The following is a 15,537-nucleotide window of genomic DNA, read 5'->3' as shown; positions in this document are numbered from 1 at the left end:
TTTAAATATAATGAAAAGGGATTGAATCGTTTTTTCGGTCCTTTAGAGGGAAGAATTATGGAGATCCTTTATCAAGGTGAGGATATGCCGATTAAAGAAGTGCAGCAGAAGCTGTCAGATGAAAAGCCGATTAATTTCAACACGGTGATGACTGTGCTGAACCGCTTAACCGAAAAGGGAATTGTGGAGAAGAAAACAAAAGGGCGTTCATCTATTTATAATCCTATTTTAACAAAAGAAGAATTTCTAAATGAGCAGACAAAATGGATTACGCAAGGTCTGATGGACGATTTTGGTCCACTGGCAGTGAATCATATGGTGGATGCAATTGAAAGTGCTGACCCTGAATTACTCAAAGTGCTTGAAGCAAGGCTGGCATCCAAAAAAGAGGAGCAGCAAAATGAATAAAATGAAATCGAGCCTGCTATTTTTAGGCGGTATATTGATTGGTTTAACGATTTTTTATCAGATGGGGTATTACGTGCTTTCAAGCTTTTTTGGCTGGAATCAAGCATATAATCTCATTCATGTATGCCAATCTGTTCTCGAATTCTATGGATTCACTCCTTTGAAATATTTTCTAGATGCTTTAGTACTCTACACACTGGGATTTGCGATTTTCTATATGACGAAGCAAATCAAAACGTACATTCAATTCAAGCAAAATCTCATGCTTGCAGTCGATCACCAGTCGACCGAATCTTTATCTGAGAAATATGCAAACGACATCGTTGTGTTTCATTGTCATGAACCGCTTGCTTTTGCCATGGGTATGCTTCACCCAAAGGTTTACTTATCAACGTCTCTCATGGACATGCTGGATGAAGAGGAGATTGACGCTGTTGTTCATCATGAATTGCACCACAAATACAGCTATGATCCTTTAAAGGCCTTCACATTCTCAATGCTCACAAAAGTTATTTGGTACATTCCAGTGTTAAAGCATATGAGACAAAGCTATTCCGTTTTTCGTGAAGTGATCGCAGATGACTATGCGATTCGGCAGACAGGCACTGAGCTTGGAGTAGGGCAAGCCCTTTTGAAACTCATTAAAAAGAGAACTCAGTTTCAAAAACAAACGAAGTTTGCGGTATCCTTTGGAGATCGGGCATTGAATTTAAGAATACAAAAGATCTTAAATCCAACATACAATATTCCTTTCAATGTACCCATCATTCCCATTATCACTTCAACCATTCTCATGGTGGTCTTGATGATTATGCTTAATCTAAATTACTAATTTTTTTTTACTTATTAACATTACATTATGTAGTGTAAAAACAGGAGGAAATCACTATATGAAAACGAATCAAGAAATAGGAACACTTTTCGTGCGTGTTATTTTAGGTTTGATCTTCTTTCTACACGGACTTCAGGCATATCAAGGAGGTCTGGGAGGAACAGCGGCATTCTTTGGACAAATCGGTATACCGGAATTTATGGCCTATATTGTGAAGACAATTGAACTGGTCGGTGGTATCGCCTTGATTTTAGGTCTAGGAACACGTATTTTCGCAGCGCTATTTGTACCAATTATGGCTGTGGCGATTATGACGGTTGGTTTTTCTAAAGGATTTGTTGGCGGTTATGAATTTGAACTATCACTGCTTGTCATGGCGCTTTATTTAACACTTAGCGGCAGTAAGATACTGTCCATTGATGGGCTGCTAAAACATCAGCAGCAAAGCAATGAAGCAAAATTTCATTAAACGATCATGAAAAAAACTCCTTCTGCTATGTGTGGCAGAGGAGTTTTTTTATTTATCAAATTGTTGTTTTCACGTTTGAAAAAGGGAAAGAGATGAGAGGTTTGCTGAAATAGTCCTTTATTTTATAGATTGAATGAACAAAAAGACGATTTCATTTTTTGACGGAACATACGATCTCCTATTAAAATAGGACTATCTAAGACACATGGTGCGTTAAAAGATATAAAAACCATACAGCATGCTGCTGTTCATCTTGAGCAATACGTTTCATCAGCTCTTTTGTTCCTTGATCCCGGACATAATCTGATACCGTTAAGTAAAAATCGACCGTTCTTTGTTCATCTTTAAATGCGAAAAGAAGCCCTTCTCTAAATTGATCTGGACAAGGTTCTGTTACGCTTGGTTTGTGGTTTTTACCTGTTAAAGAATAATATAGCTTTGTAAATAGTTGATAGTGTCTGACTTCATCCTGGCGTATTTCTTGAATGATTTTTTTTGCCTCAGGAGTTTTTGCTCTTTGGGCAAGTTTTTCGTAGCATTGGATCGCAGAATATTCACCATTGATCGCTTTTTCAAGGTCAGAAATGATCCTTGTGTTTTGGCGCATGTCATATGGCGAGTAGTCATAATAACCGTAATACATGATATTGCCAGCCTCCTTTAAGTTCATGATGGTTTATGATATGAGAAGAGTTAGGAAAGGTGCCTATATCTTTTTAGGAAGGAGAAGGGGAAAATAGCTATTTAATTCTATTTTCGCTAGAATATGAGTACATAAGAAAGGTGTTGTGGAGCGTGGAGATTCAGTTTTTAGCAGGCAGATCGGGGAGTGGAAAAACGACTGCAATCTTAGAGGAAATCAAAGAACAGCTTCGGCTAGATCCGCTGGGTCCGCCAATCATTTTTTTAGTCCCGGATCAAATGACATTCTTAATGGAATACGAGCTTGCAAAAACGTCTGAAGCTGGCGGGATGATCAGGGCCAAAGTATTTAGTTTCACGCGTCTTGCTTGGTCTATTTTACAGCAGACTGGCGGAGCGAACCGGCAATTTGTGACAAGCACAGGAATTCAAATGCTTTTAAGAAAAGTGATTGAAGAAGAGAAAGAAAAGTTTAAGGTATTCAAAAAAGCGAGCGATAAGCCGGGATTTGTCGAGCAAATCGAAAAGACGATGGCTGAGTTCAAAAGATACTGCATGCTGCCGGAGGATATTGAAAAAATTTCATTATCGAGCATGCATTCAGAGTATACAGAAGAAAGACGGGCAGGCGAAAAATTGCATGATCTGCATGTTCTTTATCAGCAGATGGAGAAGCATTTACAAGATGAATATGTGCACTCAGAAGACTATTTGACGCTTCTCACGCAGCAAATTCCTCTATCTGAAGAAATAAAAGGAGCACATATTTATATAGATGGCTTTTATCAATTTACACCGCAGCAGCTTCTAGTCATTGAACAGCTTCTGCTTCATGCTGAGAAAATAACGGCTGCGTTCACAGTGGATCGTTCCTATCATGATAAGCAGCCAAATGAACTTGATTTATTTCGTATGACTGGTAAAACGTATTTCCAGCTCTATCAGCTTGCCAAAGAGTGCGGAGCGGCCATTTCTGAGCACATTTTGGAGAGAAATAACCGGCATCTTCATACGCCAGATCTTGCTTATTTAGAACACCAATATGAGCAGAGACCGGTGCAGCCATATCAGGAAGTAACCCCTCATCTCACAGTGTCTAAAAGTGCGAGTAAACGAGCTGAAATTGAGGGAGTAGCGAGAGAAATTCTTCATTTAGTGAGAGAAGAAGGACTTAGACTGCGAGATATTTCAGTTGTCGCGCGGCATGTAGATGACTATAAAGATACGTTAAAAGAGGTTTTTCGAGATTACGATATTCCTTTTTTTATTGATGGAAATGAATCAATGCAGTATCATCCGCTTATTGAATTGATTCGTTCGAGCTTGGATGTCATAAAAGGAAACTGGCGGTATGAGGCCGTGTTTCGCTGCGTGAAAACAGAGTTCTTATTTCCGCTCGAACTTGCCAAAAACAAAGCGAGAGAACAGGCAGATCAGCTTGAAAACTACTGTATTGCTTATGGTGTAAAAGGAGAACGCTGGACAAACGGCTCCCGTTTCCACTACAGACGATTCCAATCTTTAGATGAGGATTTTGGACAAACAGATCAAGAAATTGAAATGGAACAGATGCTGAATGATGTAAAGGAGTGGATTGCACCTCCGCTTTTCCAATTGCAAAAAAGGCTGAAAAAAGCGCAAAAGGTAAAAGACATGGTGGAGGCAGTCTATGTCTTTTTAGAGGAAATACAAGTGCCGGATAAACTTGAAAAGGCTAGGCTGGAAGCAGAAGAAGCAGGTAGATTAGCTGAAGCCATGCAGCATGGACAAGTATGGGATGCTGTTATTCAATTAATGGATGAATTTGTTGAAATGCTCGGTGATGAGGAGCTCTCATTTCCTTTATTCCAGCAAATGATGGATACAGGATTGGCCTCTTTAAAATTCGCTTTAATTCCGCCTTCACTCGACCAAGTATTTATCGGAAGTATGGATTTATCAAGAATGTATCAAGTGAAGTGTATGTTTATCATTGGGGTAAATGATGGCGTTATTCCCGCACGCCCTTCTGACGAAAGTGTTTTGTCTGAGGATGACAGGGAATGGTTAAAGCGAGCAGGAGCAGAGCTGGCAGAGACAGGAAAGGAACGGCTGCTAGATGAGCAATTTTTAATTTACCAGGCGCTGTCGAGTCCATCTCATCATTTGTATTTGTCTTATTCAGTGTCAGATGAAGAGGGGCGCTCTTTATTGCCTTCGACTCTTATCAAGTATTGTCAGGAGCTTATGCCAAATCATCAGCATGCTTTGTATGTGTTAGACCCGGAACAGCTGGATGACGCGGAGCAATTAAAATTTGTAGCTAATGGGCATGTCTCGTTATCGTATACCGTCTCGCAGCTGCAGCAATGGCTCAACCAATATCCCATCAGTGGTGTATGGTGGAGTGTTTATAATTATTTGATAACGTCAACTCATCGGGATGTATCAAAAAACATCTTGTCGAGTTTGTTTTTTACAAATCGAGCAAAGCGCTTAAAACCAAACGTCACAAAAGAACTTTACGGTGATCACATTCAAGGCAGTGTTTCAAGAATGGAGAAATTCAATGCGTGTGCATTTTCTCACTTTGCTTCCCACGGGTTAAAACTAAAGGACCGGCAATTTTATAAATTGGAAGCACCCGATATCGGCCAGCTGTTTCACTCGGCTTTAAAGCATATTTCAGATACGCTTGTTGAACAAAAAAAGGATTGGAAAAACTTAACGAAGGATGACTGTGTCAACTATTCAAGACATGCAATCGAACAGCTTGCTCCGCGTCTTCAAAAGGAAATCCTCTTAAGCTCTAATCGGCATGCTTATATTAAAGAAAAACTCCAAAAAATCTTAATTCGAGTCTCTTCTATCTTAAGTGAGCATGCAAGAGTGAGTGGATTTTCTCCCGTTGGACTTGAGTTAGGGTTTGGCGGCCAAGGACCTCTTCCGCCGTTCACTTTCAATTGAAAAATGGCTGCACGATGGAGCTTGTCGGAAGAATTGACCGAGTAGATAAAGCAGAAGGTTCAAAAGGGCTGCTGTTGAGAATCGTCGACTACAAATCGAGTGAGAAAGGTCTTGATCTAGCAGAGGTATACTATGGGCTTGCCTTGCAAATGCTCACTTACTTAGATTTAACCATTACGTATTCGAAGGAATGGCTCGGTGTAGAAGCAACGCCAGCTGGCATTTTATATTTCCATATCCATGATCCGCTCATTCAAGCACCGATTCCGCTTGCAGAGGATGAAATTGAGCAGGAAATATTCAAGAAATTTAAAATGAAAGGTCTATTGCTTGAAGATGTAGAAGCGGTAAAGCTAATGGATCAAACGCTTGAATCAGGAAGATCACAAGTCATTCAAGCAGGTTTGAAAAAGGACGGATCTTTCCGTTCTGACTCTGCTGTTTTAAGTGAAGATCATTTCCATATACTCACACAGCACGTTCGGCGTACATTTGAAGAAGCAGGCGAAAGAATTACAAATGGTGAAGTTGCCATTAATCCATATAAATTGAAGGATCAAACACCATGCCGCTTTTGTTCATTTAAGTCTATTTGCCAATTTGATGAATCGATAGAGGATAATGAATTTAGAGTGCTTTCATCTGAAAAGGATGATGTTGTGATAGACCGGATCAAAAAAGAAGGGGATCAGTATGCAAATACCAAAACCGAATAACAGTACTTGGACGGATGACCAGTGGGAAGCCATCGTTTCAGAAGGACAAGATATTCTTGTTGCGGCGGCAGCAGGGTCAGGTAAAACAGCTGTTTTGGTTGAACGGCTGATTCGAAAAATGACCCGTCCAGAAGATCCAGTTGATGTGGATCGTCTGCTCGTTGTGACTTTCACAAATGCATCTGCGGCAGAGATGAAGCATCGGATCACAGAAGCACTTGAAAAGGAATTAGCGAAAAACCCCGGGTCCCTTCATATGAGAAGACAGCTGTCGCTCATGAATCGTGCCAATATTTCTACCTTGCACTCCTTTTGTTTGCAGGTTCTGCGCACCTTTTATTATGAAATTGACCTTGATCCAGGCTTCCGTTTGGCTGATCAAACAGAAGGAGAATTATTAGGAGATGAAGTGTTAGATGAACTGTTTGAGGATGAATATAAGGCTGGAAAGCCATCGTTCTTTGAACTGGTTGATCGCTATACTTCTGACCGTCATGATTTAGACTTGCAATGGCTTGTGAAGAGAATTTATGAGTTTTCCAGATCTCACCCTTCACCTGAGCAATGGATGAGGGCATTTCTTTCTCTTTATGATGTAGATGCTCAAACAAAAGTAGAACAATTACCGTTTTACCCATATATCAAAGAGGATCTTTCTCTCGTTTTTCGAAGCTGTCTCGAACTACTCGAACGAGCTCTCGCCCTATCAAAAGAACCGGGCGGCCCGGCACCAAGAGCAGAAAATTTTATAGATGATTTAGAGCAAGTCAATGAATTAATCAGGCACCAAAATGATTTTGAAAAGCTTTACGAGCTTTTGCCAAACATCAATTTTAAAAGGCTCAAAACATGTAAAGGGGACGAATATGACCCTGTGCTGTTAGAAAAAGCCACAGATGCACGCAATCAAGCAAAAAAACAATTAGAAAAACTTAAAGATGAATACTTTATGCGCAGTCCAGCCCAGCATTTGAAAAGCTTAGCTGAAATGAAGCCGGTGGTCGAAACACTTGTGGAGCTTGTCATCCAATTTGGACAGCGTTTCGAAAAAGCGAAGCAAGAAAAATCAATCGTGGACTTTTCGGATTTAGAGCATTATTGCTTACGCATTTTAGCAGAGCAGGATGCGGAAGGAAATTTGATCGAAACAGAAGCGGCCAAGTACTATCAACAGCAGTTTGAAGAAGTGCTCGTTGATGAATACCAAGATACAAACCTTGTACAAGAAACGATTTTAAAGCTTGTATCTAAAGGGGAACATGCCGCAGACGGCAACCTGTTTATGGTTGGTGATGTAAAGCAGTCCATTTATCGCTTTAGACTGGCTGAGCCCATGCTCTTTTTAAACAAATATAAACAATTTACACCAGACGGCAAAGAAACAGGGAAGAGAATCGATTTAAATAAAAACTTCCGCAGCCGTTCAGATGTGTTAGACAGTACGAACTTTTTGTTCAAACAGCTGATGGGGGAAACAGTTGGAGAAATTGAATATGATGAACAAGCTGAATTAAAGCTTGGAGCGAGTTATCCAGAAAGCGAAGATACAACGACAGAAATGCTTCTTGTCCATTTAGATCAACAGGAAGCAGAAACTGACGAAGAGCGAGAAGAATTAGAGACCGTACAGCTTGAAGCGAGAGTCATTGCTAAAAAAATAAGAGAATTGGTGGAGCAGCCATTTCAAGTGTACGATGCAAAACAGCAAATGACCCGTAACTTGCAGTATCGGGACATTGTGATTTTGCTTCGTTCTATGCCATGGGCCCCGCAAATGATGGAGGAATTGAAGAAGCAGGGAATCCCTGTGTATGCGAATCTTTCCTCCGGTTATTTTGAAGCAACAGAGGTGTCTGTCATTCTTTCTCTGTTAAAAGTCATTGATAATCCATATCAGGATATCCCGCTTGCAGCTGTATTAAGATCACCACTTGTCCATTTAGACGAAAATGAAATGGCAATGATTCGCACGAGTGATAAAAAAGGCACTTATTATGATGCTGTGAAGGCATTTATGAGTGTGACTCATTCAGATCACCCTACATGCAAAAAACTAGAACGGTTTTTCAGATTGCTGCGTAAATGGCGTGATTTCTCGATGAATCATTCAGTAGCGGAATTGATTTGGGAAGTATACCGCGATACGCAGTATCTAGATTACGTTGGCGGGATGCCTGGAGGCAAGCAGAGACAGGCGAATCTCCGCGCTCTTTATGATCGATCAAAGCAGTATGAAAAAGCTGCCTTTAGAGGACTGTTCCGTTTTCTTCGTTTTATCGAAAGAATGCAGGAGCGTGGAGATGATCTTGGTGCGGCAAAAACGTTCAGTGAAACAGAGGATGTTGTTCGCATGATGACGATTCACAGCAGTAAAGGGTTAGAATTTCCAATCGTCTTTACCGCAGGACTCGGCAGGAACTTTAATATGATGGACTTAAACCAGTCCTATTTACTTGATAAAGAGCTAGGTTTTGGAAGCAAGTATATCCATCCTGAGCTGAGAATTAGTTATGCAACATTACCGCTTGTAGCGATGAAAAAAAAGATGAGGAAAGAGCTGTTATCTGAAGAGCTGAGAGTTCTATATGTGGCGCTCACAAGGGCTAAGGAAAAATTATTTCTGGTCGGCTCTGTCAAAAATCAGGTGAAAGCATTAAGCAAATGGCAAAATGCTGCAACCGGAGAAGATTGGCTGCTCCCTGATTTTGAACGTTATCAATCGAAAACATACTTAGATTTTATTGGTCCTGCTCTCATCCGTCACCAAGCAATGTCATCTATTTTAGAAGAAACAGGTGATGTTGTTCTTTCGCATCCATCAGCATTCACAATCTCATTTACTCAAGCTTCCGATCTTCTAAAAGAAGATATGTCACTTGAAAAGGAGCAGCAAGACGAGGTGGTACAAGCTTTGATGGAGGGGCTGCCTGTTGAAGAATATGGTGATGCTGATGAGAAAGTAGCAGAGAGACTTTCATGGAGATACCCATATCTAGCGGCCTCACAAGTCGGCACAAAGCAGTCTGTTTCCGAGATAAAGAGAATGAAAGAAATACAGGATGAGTACAGTGTTCCTTCTTCTCTTCGAAAAGCTCGTGTCACGTTGTATGACCGGCCGGCTTTCATGAAGAAAAAAGCACTCACTGCCGCAGAGCAAGGCACCGCAATGCACACAGTCATGCAGCATATTGCGCTTCCTTCTGATGAGCCCTACGATGATTCACGTATACAGCAGCTGCTCGATTCCTTACAGCAGCGAGACTTGCTAACAAATGAGCAAGTCCAGTCAATTGATCAAGAAGGAATTGCAGCTTTCTTCTCTACTTCTATTGGTCAAAAGCTGCGAAAAGCGGATTGGGTGAAACGAGAAGTGTCATTTAGTATGGTGTTACCTGTTAAAGAGGTATACAGCCATATTGATGCAGAGGGGGAGCCTGTCCTTATTCAAGGGATGATTGACTGTTTATTTGAAACGGACGGAAAGCTATATTTACTAGATTATAAAACCGATAGAGTGCAAGGCAGATTTACAGGCGGCCTTGAAGCAGCTGTGCCTATATTGAAAAAGCGCTATGAAACTCAAATAGCGTTATATGCAAAAGCAGTAGAACGTTTAACAAACAGAACATTAGAGGAGAAAATTCTTTATTTCTTTGATGGGAATTTAGAAATTTCATTATAAATGTATCGGAATGAGAGGTGAATCACATGAGGATTCTGCATACGGCGGATTGGCATTTAGGAAAAACCCTTGAAGGCCGAAGCCGGCTTGATGAGCAAGCACAGTTTTTAGATGAGCTGTATCAAATCGTAAGAGACGAACACATTGATGTCATTGTCATGGCTGGAGACGCCTTTGATACAGTGAATCCGCCTGCTAGAGCAGAGCAGCTTTTTTATGAAAGTCTATCCGCCTTATCTGATAAAGGAAAACGTCAGGTCGTGGTCATCTCAGGCAACCATGATAATCCGGATCGACTATCGGCCGCATCTCCTTTAACAAATGATCAGGGGATTCATTTAATTGGATATCCGACAAATGACATTATTCGTGTCGATGTTCCTTCTTCGAGTGAGCGTTTATCCATTGCAGCACTCGCTTATCCGTCTGAAGCGAGACTAAACGAGGTACTGGCTGAAACATTTGAGGAAAAAGTGCTTCGTGATCATTACAATTTAAAAATACAGCAAGCATTCCAGCATTTAAGCACTCAATTTCAAGCCGATACGGTCAATATCGCAACGAGCCATATTTATGTGGCAGGAGGAAGTCAAACAGATTCAGAAAGACCGATTGAAGTAGGCGGTGCATATACCGTTGCGGCTGAAAGTCTGCCAGAAGCAGCCTGCTATGTGGCCCTTGGTCATTTGCACCGGCCGCAAACCATCAAGCGTGCCAAAACGATCGCCCGCTATTCCGGGTCACCTCTTGCTTACAGCTTTTCTGAATCAGGATATGCCAAATCAGTCACGATTGTTGAAGCAAAACCTAATGAAAAAGCAAGCTGGAAAGAAGTGTTGCTATCAAGCGGAAAACCACTTGTGAAATGGAAGGCGACTGAGGGACTGAGTCAAGTACACGAGTGGCTGGATGAAAAACGGGATCTTCAGGCATGGATTGATTTAGAGATTCATTTAACAGATCAGCTCTCTATAGAAGAGATCCATCAGCTCCGAAAGCAGCATAGCGGGTTTGTCCATATTAGACCAAAGTTTAAAGAATTGCAGCAATTGGAAGAACAAAAGCAAATCGAAAAGCTCTCGATCGAAGAGCGGTTCGTGAAATTTTATGAGCGCCAGACAGGCGGCGGACTTCCTGATGAAAAGACAGTTAAGCTGTTTTTGGAGCTCGCCAATGAAATGCAAGAGGAGGAAGCGACTTGAAGCCGATTACGCTAACCATTAAAGGACTTCATAGCTTCAGAGAAGAACAAACAATTGACTTTAGCTCATTATGTGATGCAGGTGTGTTTGGCATTTTTGGACCGACAGGAAGCGGAAAATCGTCCATATTAGACGCGATGACCCTTGCACTCTATGGCAAGGTGGAACGTGCGTTAAATAATACACATGGTATTTTGAACCAAGCGGAAGAGAAACTGTCAGTTTCCTTTACGTTCGCTTTGCAGAAGGAACACCATATTTCTTATAAAGTCGAACGTGCTTTTAAGCGGGCGGATGAAATGAAAGTCAGAACGACACTATGCCGTCTGATTGAAATTGGTGATACGCAGACAGTCCTTGCAGATAAAGCGAGTGAGGTCAATCGTAAAATAGAGGAATTACTCGGGTTAACCATCGATGATTTTACGCGTGCGGTTGTCTTGCCCCAAGGGAAGTTTGCAGAATTTCTTTCCTTAAAAGGAGCCGATAGACGACAAATGCTTCAGCGTTTGTTTAACCTGGAAAAGTATGGGGATCAGCTCGTCAAACGTTTGCGTGCAAAGGCGCAGAATCAGTATGGACAAAAAAATGAACTGCTTGCTGAGCTGAATGGTTTAGGTGAAGCTGGTCCAGAGGCGCTCGCAAAGGCAAAGGAAGCGGCAGAGCAGGCAAAGGCTATTTTTCATGAGAAAAAACAAGCGCGGGATGAGGCGTTCACTGCATTTACAAAGGCGCAAACAATTTGGCAGTATCAAAAGGAACAAGAAGCTTATGAGACGGAACTAAACCATCTGAATCAACTGGCACCATCAATGGAAGAAAAAAGGGCCAAGCTTCATATTGCTGAGCAGGCAGAGGCATTAAAGCCCTATGCGGATGCATTAACAAAGGCTGAAAATCAGCTTTCTCAAGCATTAAAAGAGAAGCAGGAAGCAGAAAATCAGCTTCTGCATCAACGAACGATCTATGATCAAATGACGCAGAACTATGAGCAAGCCAGACAAAAGAAAATAGAAACTGAGCCGGAACTTCTCCAAAAGAAAGAGCAGCTGATTCAGCTAAAGGAAATTGAACGAAAAAAAGAGGCGGCTCTTCAGGAAAAGACGGCAATCGAACAGAGAAAAAATAATACAGCGCAGCAATTATTACAAAAAAAAGAAGAAGCAGACAATCTCCAATCATTGTTAGAACGTGCACTGGCAAAACAAACACAGCTGAAGCGTGAGCTGGAGCCATTACAAGTCTCTGTAAAAGAACGGAAAAGTGTACAGGATGCTTTGCGATTAAGCGAAAATGTTCAAAGAATACATCAAAGCATACACAAGGAAGAACAAAAGATGGAGGAGCTCAAAAAGCGATCAACACAGACCGCAGCAGCATTTGAAAAGCTTCAAAAACAGCAAAAAGACCATCATGAAAAAATAGACCAATCGTTTCAAGCGATTGAACAGCTCTATTTCTATGTATGTGAATTCGAACGGGCTTTTACAGAATGGAGTAAAAGAGAACAAAGTCAGAAGCTCGAAAAATTAAAACAGCGTGATGCTGTTAGGGCGGCGGAATTAAGAAAAGAATTAGCGGCAGAGCTTGTAGATGGTGAGCCATGTCCTGTTTGTGGATCGGTTCATCATGACTCAAAGGCATTGGAAAACAATGACCATGAAGAAACAGTGGCACAAATCGATGAAGTGATTCAACGGATGGACACAGAGCTTAAGCAGGCAGAGGAATACACAAGAGACATGTATGCCGCCAAGCAGCTATTGGAAACGCACGCTAATCAATTAGTAAAACAATTTGCCTTTTTATCTCAGAAAGCTCCAGGTGCGGAAGTTGCGGCAGCAGTAGAAGCAGTGCAAAATCCGGAGTCCTTGCAGTATCTCATGCAAGAATGGAAAGGCTTGAAACAAGATATTCAAGAAGTTGATCGTAAACGAGCTCGTTTAATGGATGAAACACATGATCAAGCAGCAGAGATAAACAAGATAAAAGATCAGATGACATTTGAACAGCAGCGTATCGAAGAATTAGACGGGCTGATCAAGGAGCTTCAATCTGAGCTTTCAGAGCAAACATCTCAATTTGAACAGGCCTTCCCGCACTTTACATTGCATCAAGTACAAGAAATGCAAAAGCAGATAGATGAAAAGGACCAGCAAGCGGAAGGCTATAAAGAGCGGATTGAGAAAAGCATTTCATTTTTAGAAGAAAAACAGCAGGCAAAAGAACAGCTGCAAACAGTCATATACGATGTGGAGAAGGAACTTGATAAACTAGCGCATCAGCTGGAAAGTCAGCAAAAGCTCATTCATCAATATGAAACAGATTTAGGGCGATATCCATTAAAAGCTGTCTCCATTTCTGAAGAACTGATCGAGGTTGAACACACGCTTGCTCGTCTCAATGAAATGGAACAGCAATCGTACAAGCAATTACAGCATGCGCAGGAGCTCTTTAGTCAGGCACAAAGCTATTTTTCAAGCAGTGAGCGTCAGCTTCAAGAGGCTGAACGAAGAAAACAAGAAGCACGAGCAGCATGGGATAAAGAATCGGGGTCTTCTCCTTTTGATAAGCCTCAAGAGATTGAATTTGCTTTCCTGAATCAGGCAGTACGTCAATCAGTTAAACAAGAAATTGATGAATTTGAGGATAAAAGAAAGCAATGTGCTGCAAACTTAAAGCGAATTTCTGAACTGCTGAAAGATGAGTCACTAGATGAAGAGCAGTGGACTGATATTCAACTGAGGAAAGAAGCGGCAGAAAAGGCATTAGAAGAAGCAACAGTGATGAGCGGCTCTGCTTATGAACATCTGCGTGTGATGGAAGAAAATCACCAGCGATTTGCAAGTATTCATGAACGCTTAGCGGAGCTGCAACAAGAAATTGATCGGCTCGATAAGCTGCAAACCGTGTTTAAAGGAAATACATTTGTTGAGTTCTTAGCAGAAGAACAGCTGGAAAGTGTCAGTCGTGATGCATCTGCCCGTCTTGGTATTTTGACAAGACAAAGATATGCGATTGAGGTGGATTCAGAAGGCGGCTTTGTCATGCGCGATGATGCAAATGGCGGTGTCAGACGTCCAGTGTCCAGCTTGTCCGGCGGGGAAACCTTCCTGACGTCGCTTGCGCTTGCACTAGCTCTTTCAGCGCAGATTCAGCTGAGAGGTGAGTTTCCGCTGCAATTCTTTTTCCTTGATGAAGGCTTTGGTACCCTTGATCAAGACTTGCTTGATACGGTCATTACCGCATTAGAGAAATTACAATCCCAAAACTTAGCTGTTGGTGTCATCAGCCATGTGGAAGAATTGAAAATGCGGCTGCCGAAGAAACTGATTGTCCATCCAGCAGATCCAAGCGGGAAAGGGACAACAGTCTCAATGGAATTAATGTAAATATTGAGGTGATGACACGGTGGCAAAGCAAACAATTGGATTATGTGAGCTGTGCGGAAGACAAGATGTCCTGCTCACAGAACATCACTTAACGCCAAGAGAAGAGGGTGGTGCTTTTTTACCGACTGCCTTCTTGTGCATCCCTTGTCATAAACAAGTACATGCCCTTTTTACAAACCAGGAGCTTGCCGCACGTTTGAACACAATTGATGCACTGAGGCAGGATGAAAAGCTTGCTTCGTACATCAAATGGATTCGGAAACAGCCGGCAAGCAAGCTGGTTAAAACAAAAAAATCGAGACAGCGCAGAAAGAAATAAGCATAAAAAAGCGCTCCTCTATTTGAAATGGGTGTAGAGGAGCTGCTTCATGCATTGCCTACCATATTCTGATCGTTTAAGTCAGGATCCACATAGTTGGTGGCGCTAATGCCATTATTTAATATCAAGAAATCTCCGGTATTCCCCGCTCCAGAGCCTAAAGCAGATTTTGACGAACTTTTAGGCGACAGGTAGAATGAGTCACCGACGTTTACGACGCCTCCAGAAATAGAGTTAATGTAAATGGGTCCGACAATTGCTGGCATAATCGACATCCTTTATTCGAAGTCATATCACCATCATATGCGCAGGTAGGTCCATTTGTGAGTTTTGCGGACTTTCATCATTGCTAAATAGCTCCCTAATATGCTTCACTCGCGCAACGCCATTCATTCGACAAGTAGAGCCGATTTGATAGACAGAGGACGATGATACCCCTTCTACATGGATGGAAGACACTTTAATCACAGGCTTTTCATGGTAAAAGGCTGTTCTCACTGATCGTTCTGGCAGCATCAATGGAATAGGCTCATAATACACTTCAAATTCTTTCGCATCTAAATTTTCTGCTTCATAGCCATAAAACAAACTAATGGTTCGTTGAACAGCTAACACCTTGACTTTCGGGCATAGCTCCTGAGTATCACCGATTTGAACCACACTCGAAATCCCGACAGAATTCACCTTTGAGAACTTCACTTGAGATGTGCGCTTGATCATTATCGAGGTGCTAGAGGAACAAACGGGCCAATAATCAGAGATTCTGGCGGTGTATCGAAAATTGAGGATAATTGTACATGATCTGTGTCCCCGATGATAAATAAGGAAGAAGACGATACCCCGACTACTTTAATGCTTCCGGTCTCAATGTTGCGGTTGACAACTGTGAAATTCATCCGTTTTCCTCTCCTTTCGTTTCATCTTGGAAT

Annotated in this window: 11 protein-coding genes and 1 pseudogene; 8 read left to right on the top strand and 4 right to left on the bottom strand. The window is 41.7% G+C overall.

The features are described 5' to 3' along the window. From AOQ70_RS11250 to AOQ70_RS11240, 3 genes are all read left to right on the top strand, one after another. The coding region (locus AOQ70_RS11250) for a BlaI/MecI/CopY family transcriptional regulator (protein WP_082700843.1) at positions 1-408 on the top strand (408 nt) is incomplete at its 5' end. After that, complete coding sequence (locus tag AOQ70_RS11245; protein ID WP_059376321.1) at positions 401-1,240, top strand: M56 family metallopeptidase; 840 nt, start codon at positions 401-403, stop codon at positions 1,238-1,240. The genes AOQ70_RS11250 and AOQ70_RS11245, both read left to right, overlap by 8 nt. A gap of 58 nt (positions 1,241-1,298) precedes the next feature. Next, positions 1,299-1,709 carry a DoxX family protein gene (locus AOQ70_RS11240; protein ID WP_059376318.1) on the top strand — a complete coding sequence of 137 codons (411 nt, stop codon included), beginning with the start codon at positions 1,299-1,301 and terminating at the stop codon, positions 1,707-1,709. Between the two features lie 196 nt (positions 1,710-1,905). Here the strand turns inward: AOQ70_RS11240 and AOQ70_RS11235 are convergent, their stop codons facing one another. After that, complete coding sequence (locus AOQ70_RS11235; protein WP_039177646.1) at positions 1,906-2,352, bottom strand: ferritin-like domain-containing protein; 447 nt, start codon at positions 2,350-2,352, stop codon at positions 1,906-1,908. A 152-nt stretch (positions 2,353-2,504) separates the two neighbouring features. Between AOQ70_RS11235 and addB the strand changes: the two are divergent. The 5 genes and pseudogenes from addB to AOQ70_RS11210 all read left to right on the top strand — a co-directional run bounded on the left by addB (position 2,505) and on the right by AOQ70_RS11210 (position 14,608). Continuing rightward, positions 2,505-6,013, top strand: a pseudogene (addB, locus tag AOQ70_RS11230) (helicase-exonuclease AddAB subunit AddB). Then, positions 5,991-9,695 carry a helicase-exonuclease AddAB subunit AddA gene (gene addA / locus AOQ70_RS11225; protein ID WP_059376314.1) on the top strand — a complete coding sequence of 1,235 codons (3,705 nt, stop codon included), beginning with the start codon at positions 5,991-5,993 and terminating at the stop codon, positions 9,693-9,695. Before addB ends, addA begins: the two are co-directional and overlap by 23 nt. 26 nt (positions 9,696-9,721) lie before the next feature. Then, positions 9,722-10,897: an exonuclease subunit SbcD gene (sbcD, locus tag AOQ70_RS11220; protein WP_059376310.1), complete on the top strand. Its 1,176-nt coding sequence runs from the start codon at positions 9,722-9,724 to the stop codon at positions 10,895-10,897. Then, on the top strand, positions 10,894-14,289 hold the full coding sequence (locus tag AOQ70_RS11215; protein ID WP_059376309.1) for an AAA family ATPase: 3,396 nt from the start codon (positions 10,894-10,896) through the stop codon (positions 14,287-14,289). The genes sbcD and AOQ70_RS11215 overlap by 4 nt, the downstream gene beginning before the upstream one ends. A gap of 19 nt (positions 14,290-14,308) precedes the next feature. Beyond that, positions 14,309-14,608 carry a hypothetical protein gene (locus AOQ70_RS11210; protein ID WP_039177660.1) on the top strand — a complete coding sequence of 100 codons (300 nt, stop codon included), beginning with the start codon at positions 14,309-14,311 and terminating at the stop codon, positions 14,606-14,608. 47 nt (positions 14,609-14,655) lie between these two features. Here the strand turns inward: AOQ70_RS11210 and AOQ70_RS11205 are convergent, their stop codons facing one another. The 3 genes from AOQ70_RS11205 to AOQ70_RS11195 are packed head-to-tail and all read right to left on the bottom strand — an operon-like array spanning position 14,656 to position 15,504. Then, positions 14,656-14,874 carry a spore germination protein gene (locus tag AOQ70_RS11205; RefSeq protein ID WP_003211468.1) on the bottom strand — a complete coding sequence of 73 codons (219 nt, stop codon included), beginning with the start codon at positions 14,872-14,874 and terminating at the stop codon, positions 14,656-14,658. Positions 14,875-14,896: 22 nt separating this feature from the next. After that, on the bottom strand, positions 14,897-15,328 hold the full coding sequence (locus AOQ70_RS11200; protein WP_024425504.1) for a spore germination protein GerPE: 432 nt from the start codon (positions 15,326-15,328) through the stop codon (positions 14,897-14,899). Then, on the bottom strand, positions 15,328-15,504 hold the full coding sequence (locus AOQ70_RS11195; protein ID WP_003210893.1) for a germination protein GerPD: 177 nt from the start codon (positions 15,502-15,504) through the stop codon (positions 15,328-15,330). The genes AOQ70_RS11200 and AOQ70_RS11195 overlap by 1 nt, the downstream gene beginning before the upstream one ends. Positions 15,505-15,537: the final 33 nt, after the last annotated feature.

The organism is Bacillus sp. AM 13(2015), from assembly GCF_001518755.1.
Lineage (GTDB): Bacteria > Bacillota > Bacilli > Bacillales > Bacillaceae > Bacillus > Bacillus safensis.
The sequence above is the reverse complement of the archived record's forward strand: the minus strand, read 5'-3'. Positions and strand labels throughout refer to the sequence as shown.

What these genes read in the sequence shown, in the direction of transcription:
- AOQ70_RS11245 (WP_059376321.1), top strand. Translation starts at nt 401, where the DNA reads ATGAATAAAATGAAATCGAGCCTGCTATTTTTAGGCGGTATATTGATT.
- AOQ70_RS11240 (WP_059376318.1), top strand. Translation starts at nt 1,299, where the DNA reads ATGAAAACGAATCAAGAAATAGGAACACTTTTCGTGCGTGTTATTTTA.
- AOQ70_RS11235 (WP_039177646.1), bottom strand. Translation starts at nt 2,352, where the DNA reads ATGTATTACGGTTATTATGACTACTCGCCATATGACATGCGCCAAAAC.
- addA (WP_059376314.1), top strand. Translation starts at nt 5,991, where the DNA reads ATGCAAATACCAAAACCGAATAACAGTACTTGGACGGATGACCAGTGG.
- sbcD (WP_059376310.1), top strand. Translation starts at nt 9,722, where the DNA reads ATGAGGATTCTGCATACGGCGGATTGGCATTTAGGAAAAACCCTTGAA.
- AOQ70_RS11205 (WP_003211468.1), bottom strand. Translation starts at nt 14,874, where the DNA reads ATGCCAGCAATTGTCGGACCCATTTACATTAACTCTATTTCTGGAGGC.
- AOQ70_RS11200 (WP_024425504.1), bottom strand. Translation starts at nt 15,328, where the DNA reads ATGATCAAGCGCACATCTCAAGTGAAGTTCTCAAAGGTGAATTCTGTC.
- AOQ70_RS11195 (WP_003210893.1), bottom strand. Translation starts at nt 15,504, where the DNA reads ATGAATTTCACAGTTGTCAACCGCAACATTGAGACCGGAAGCATTAAA.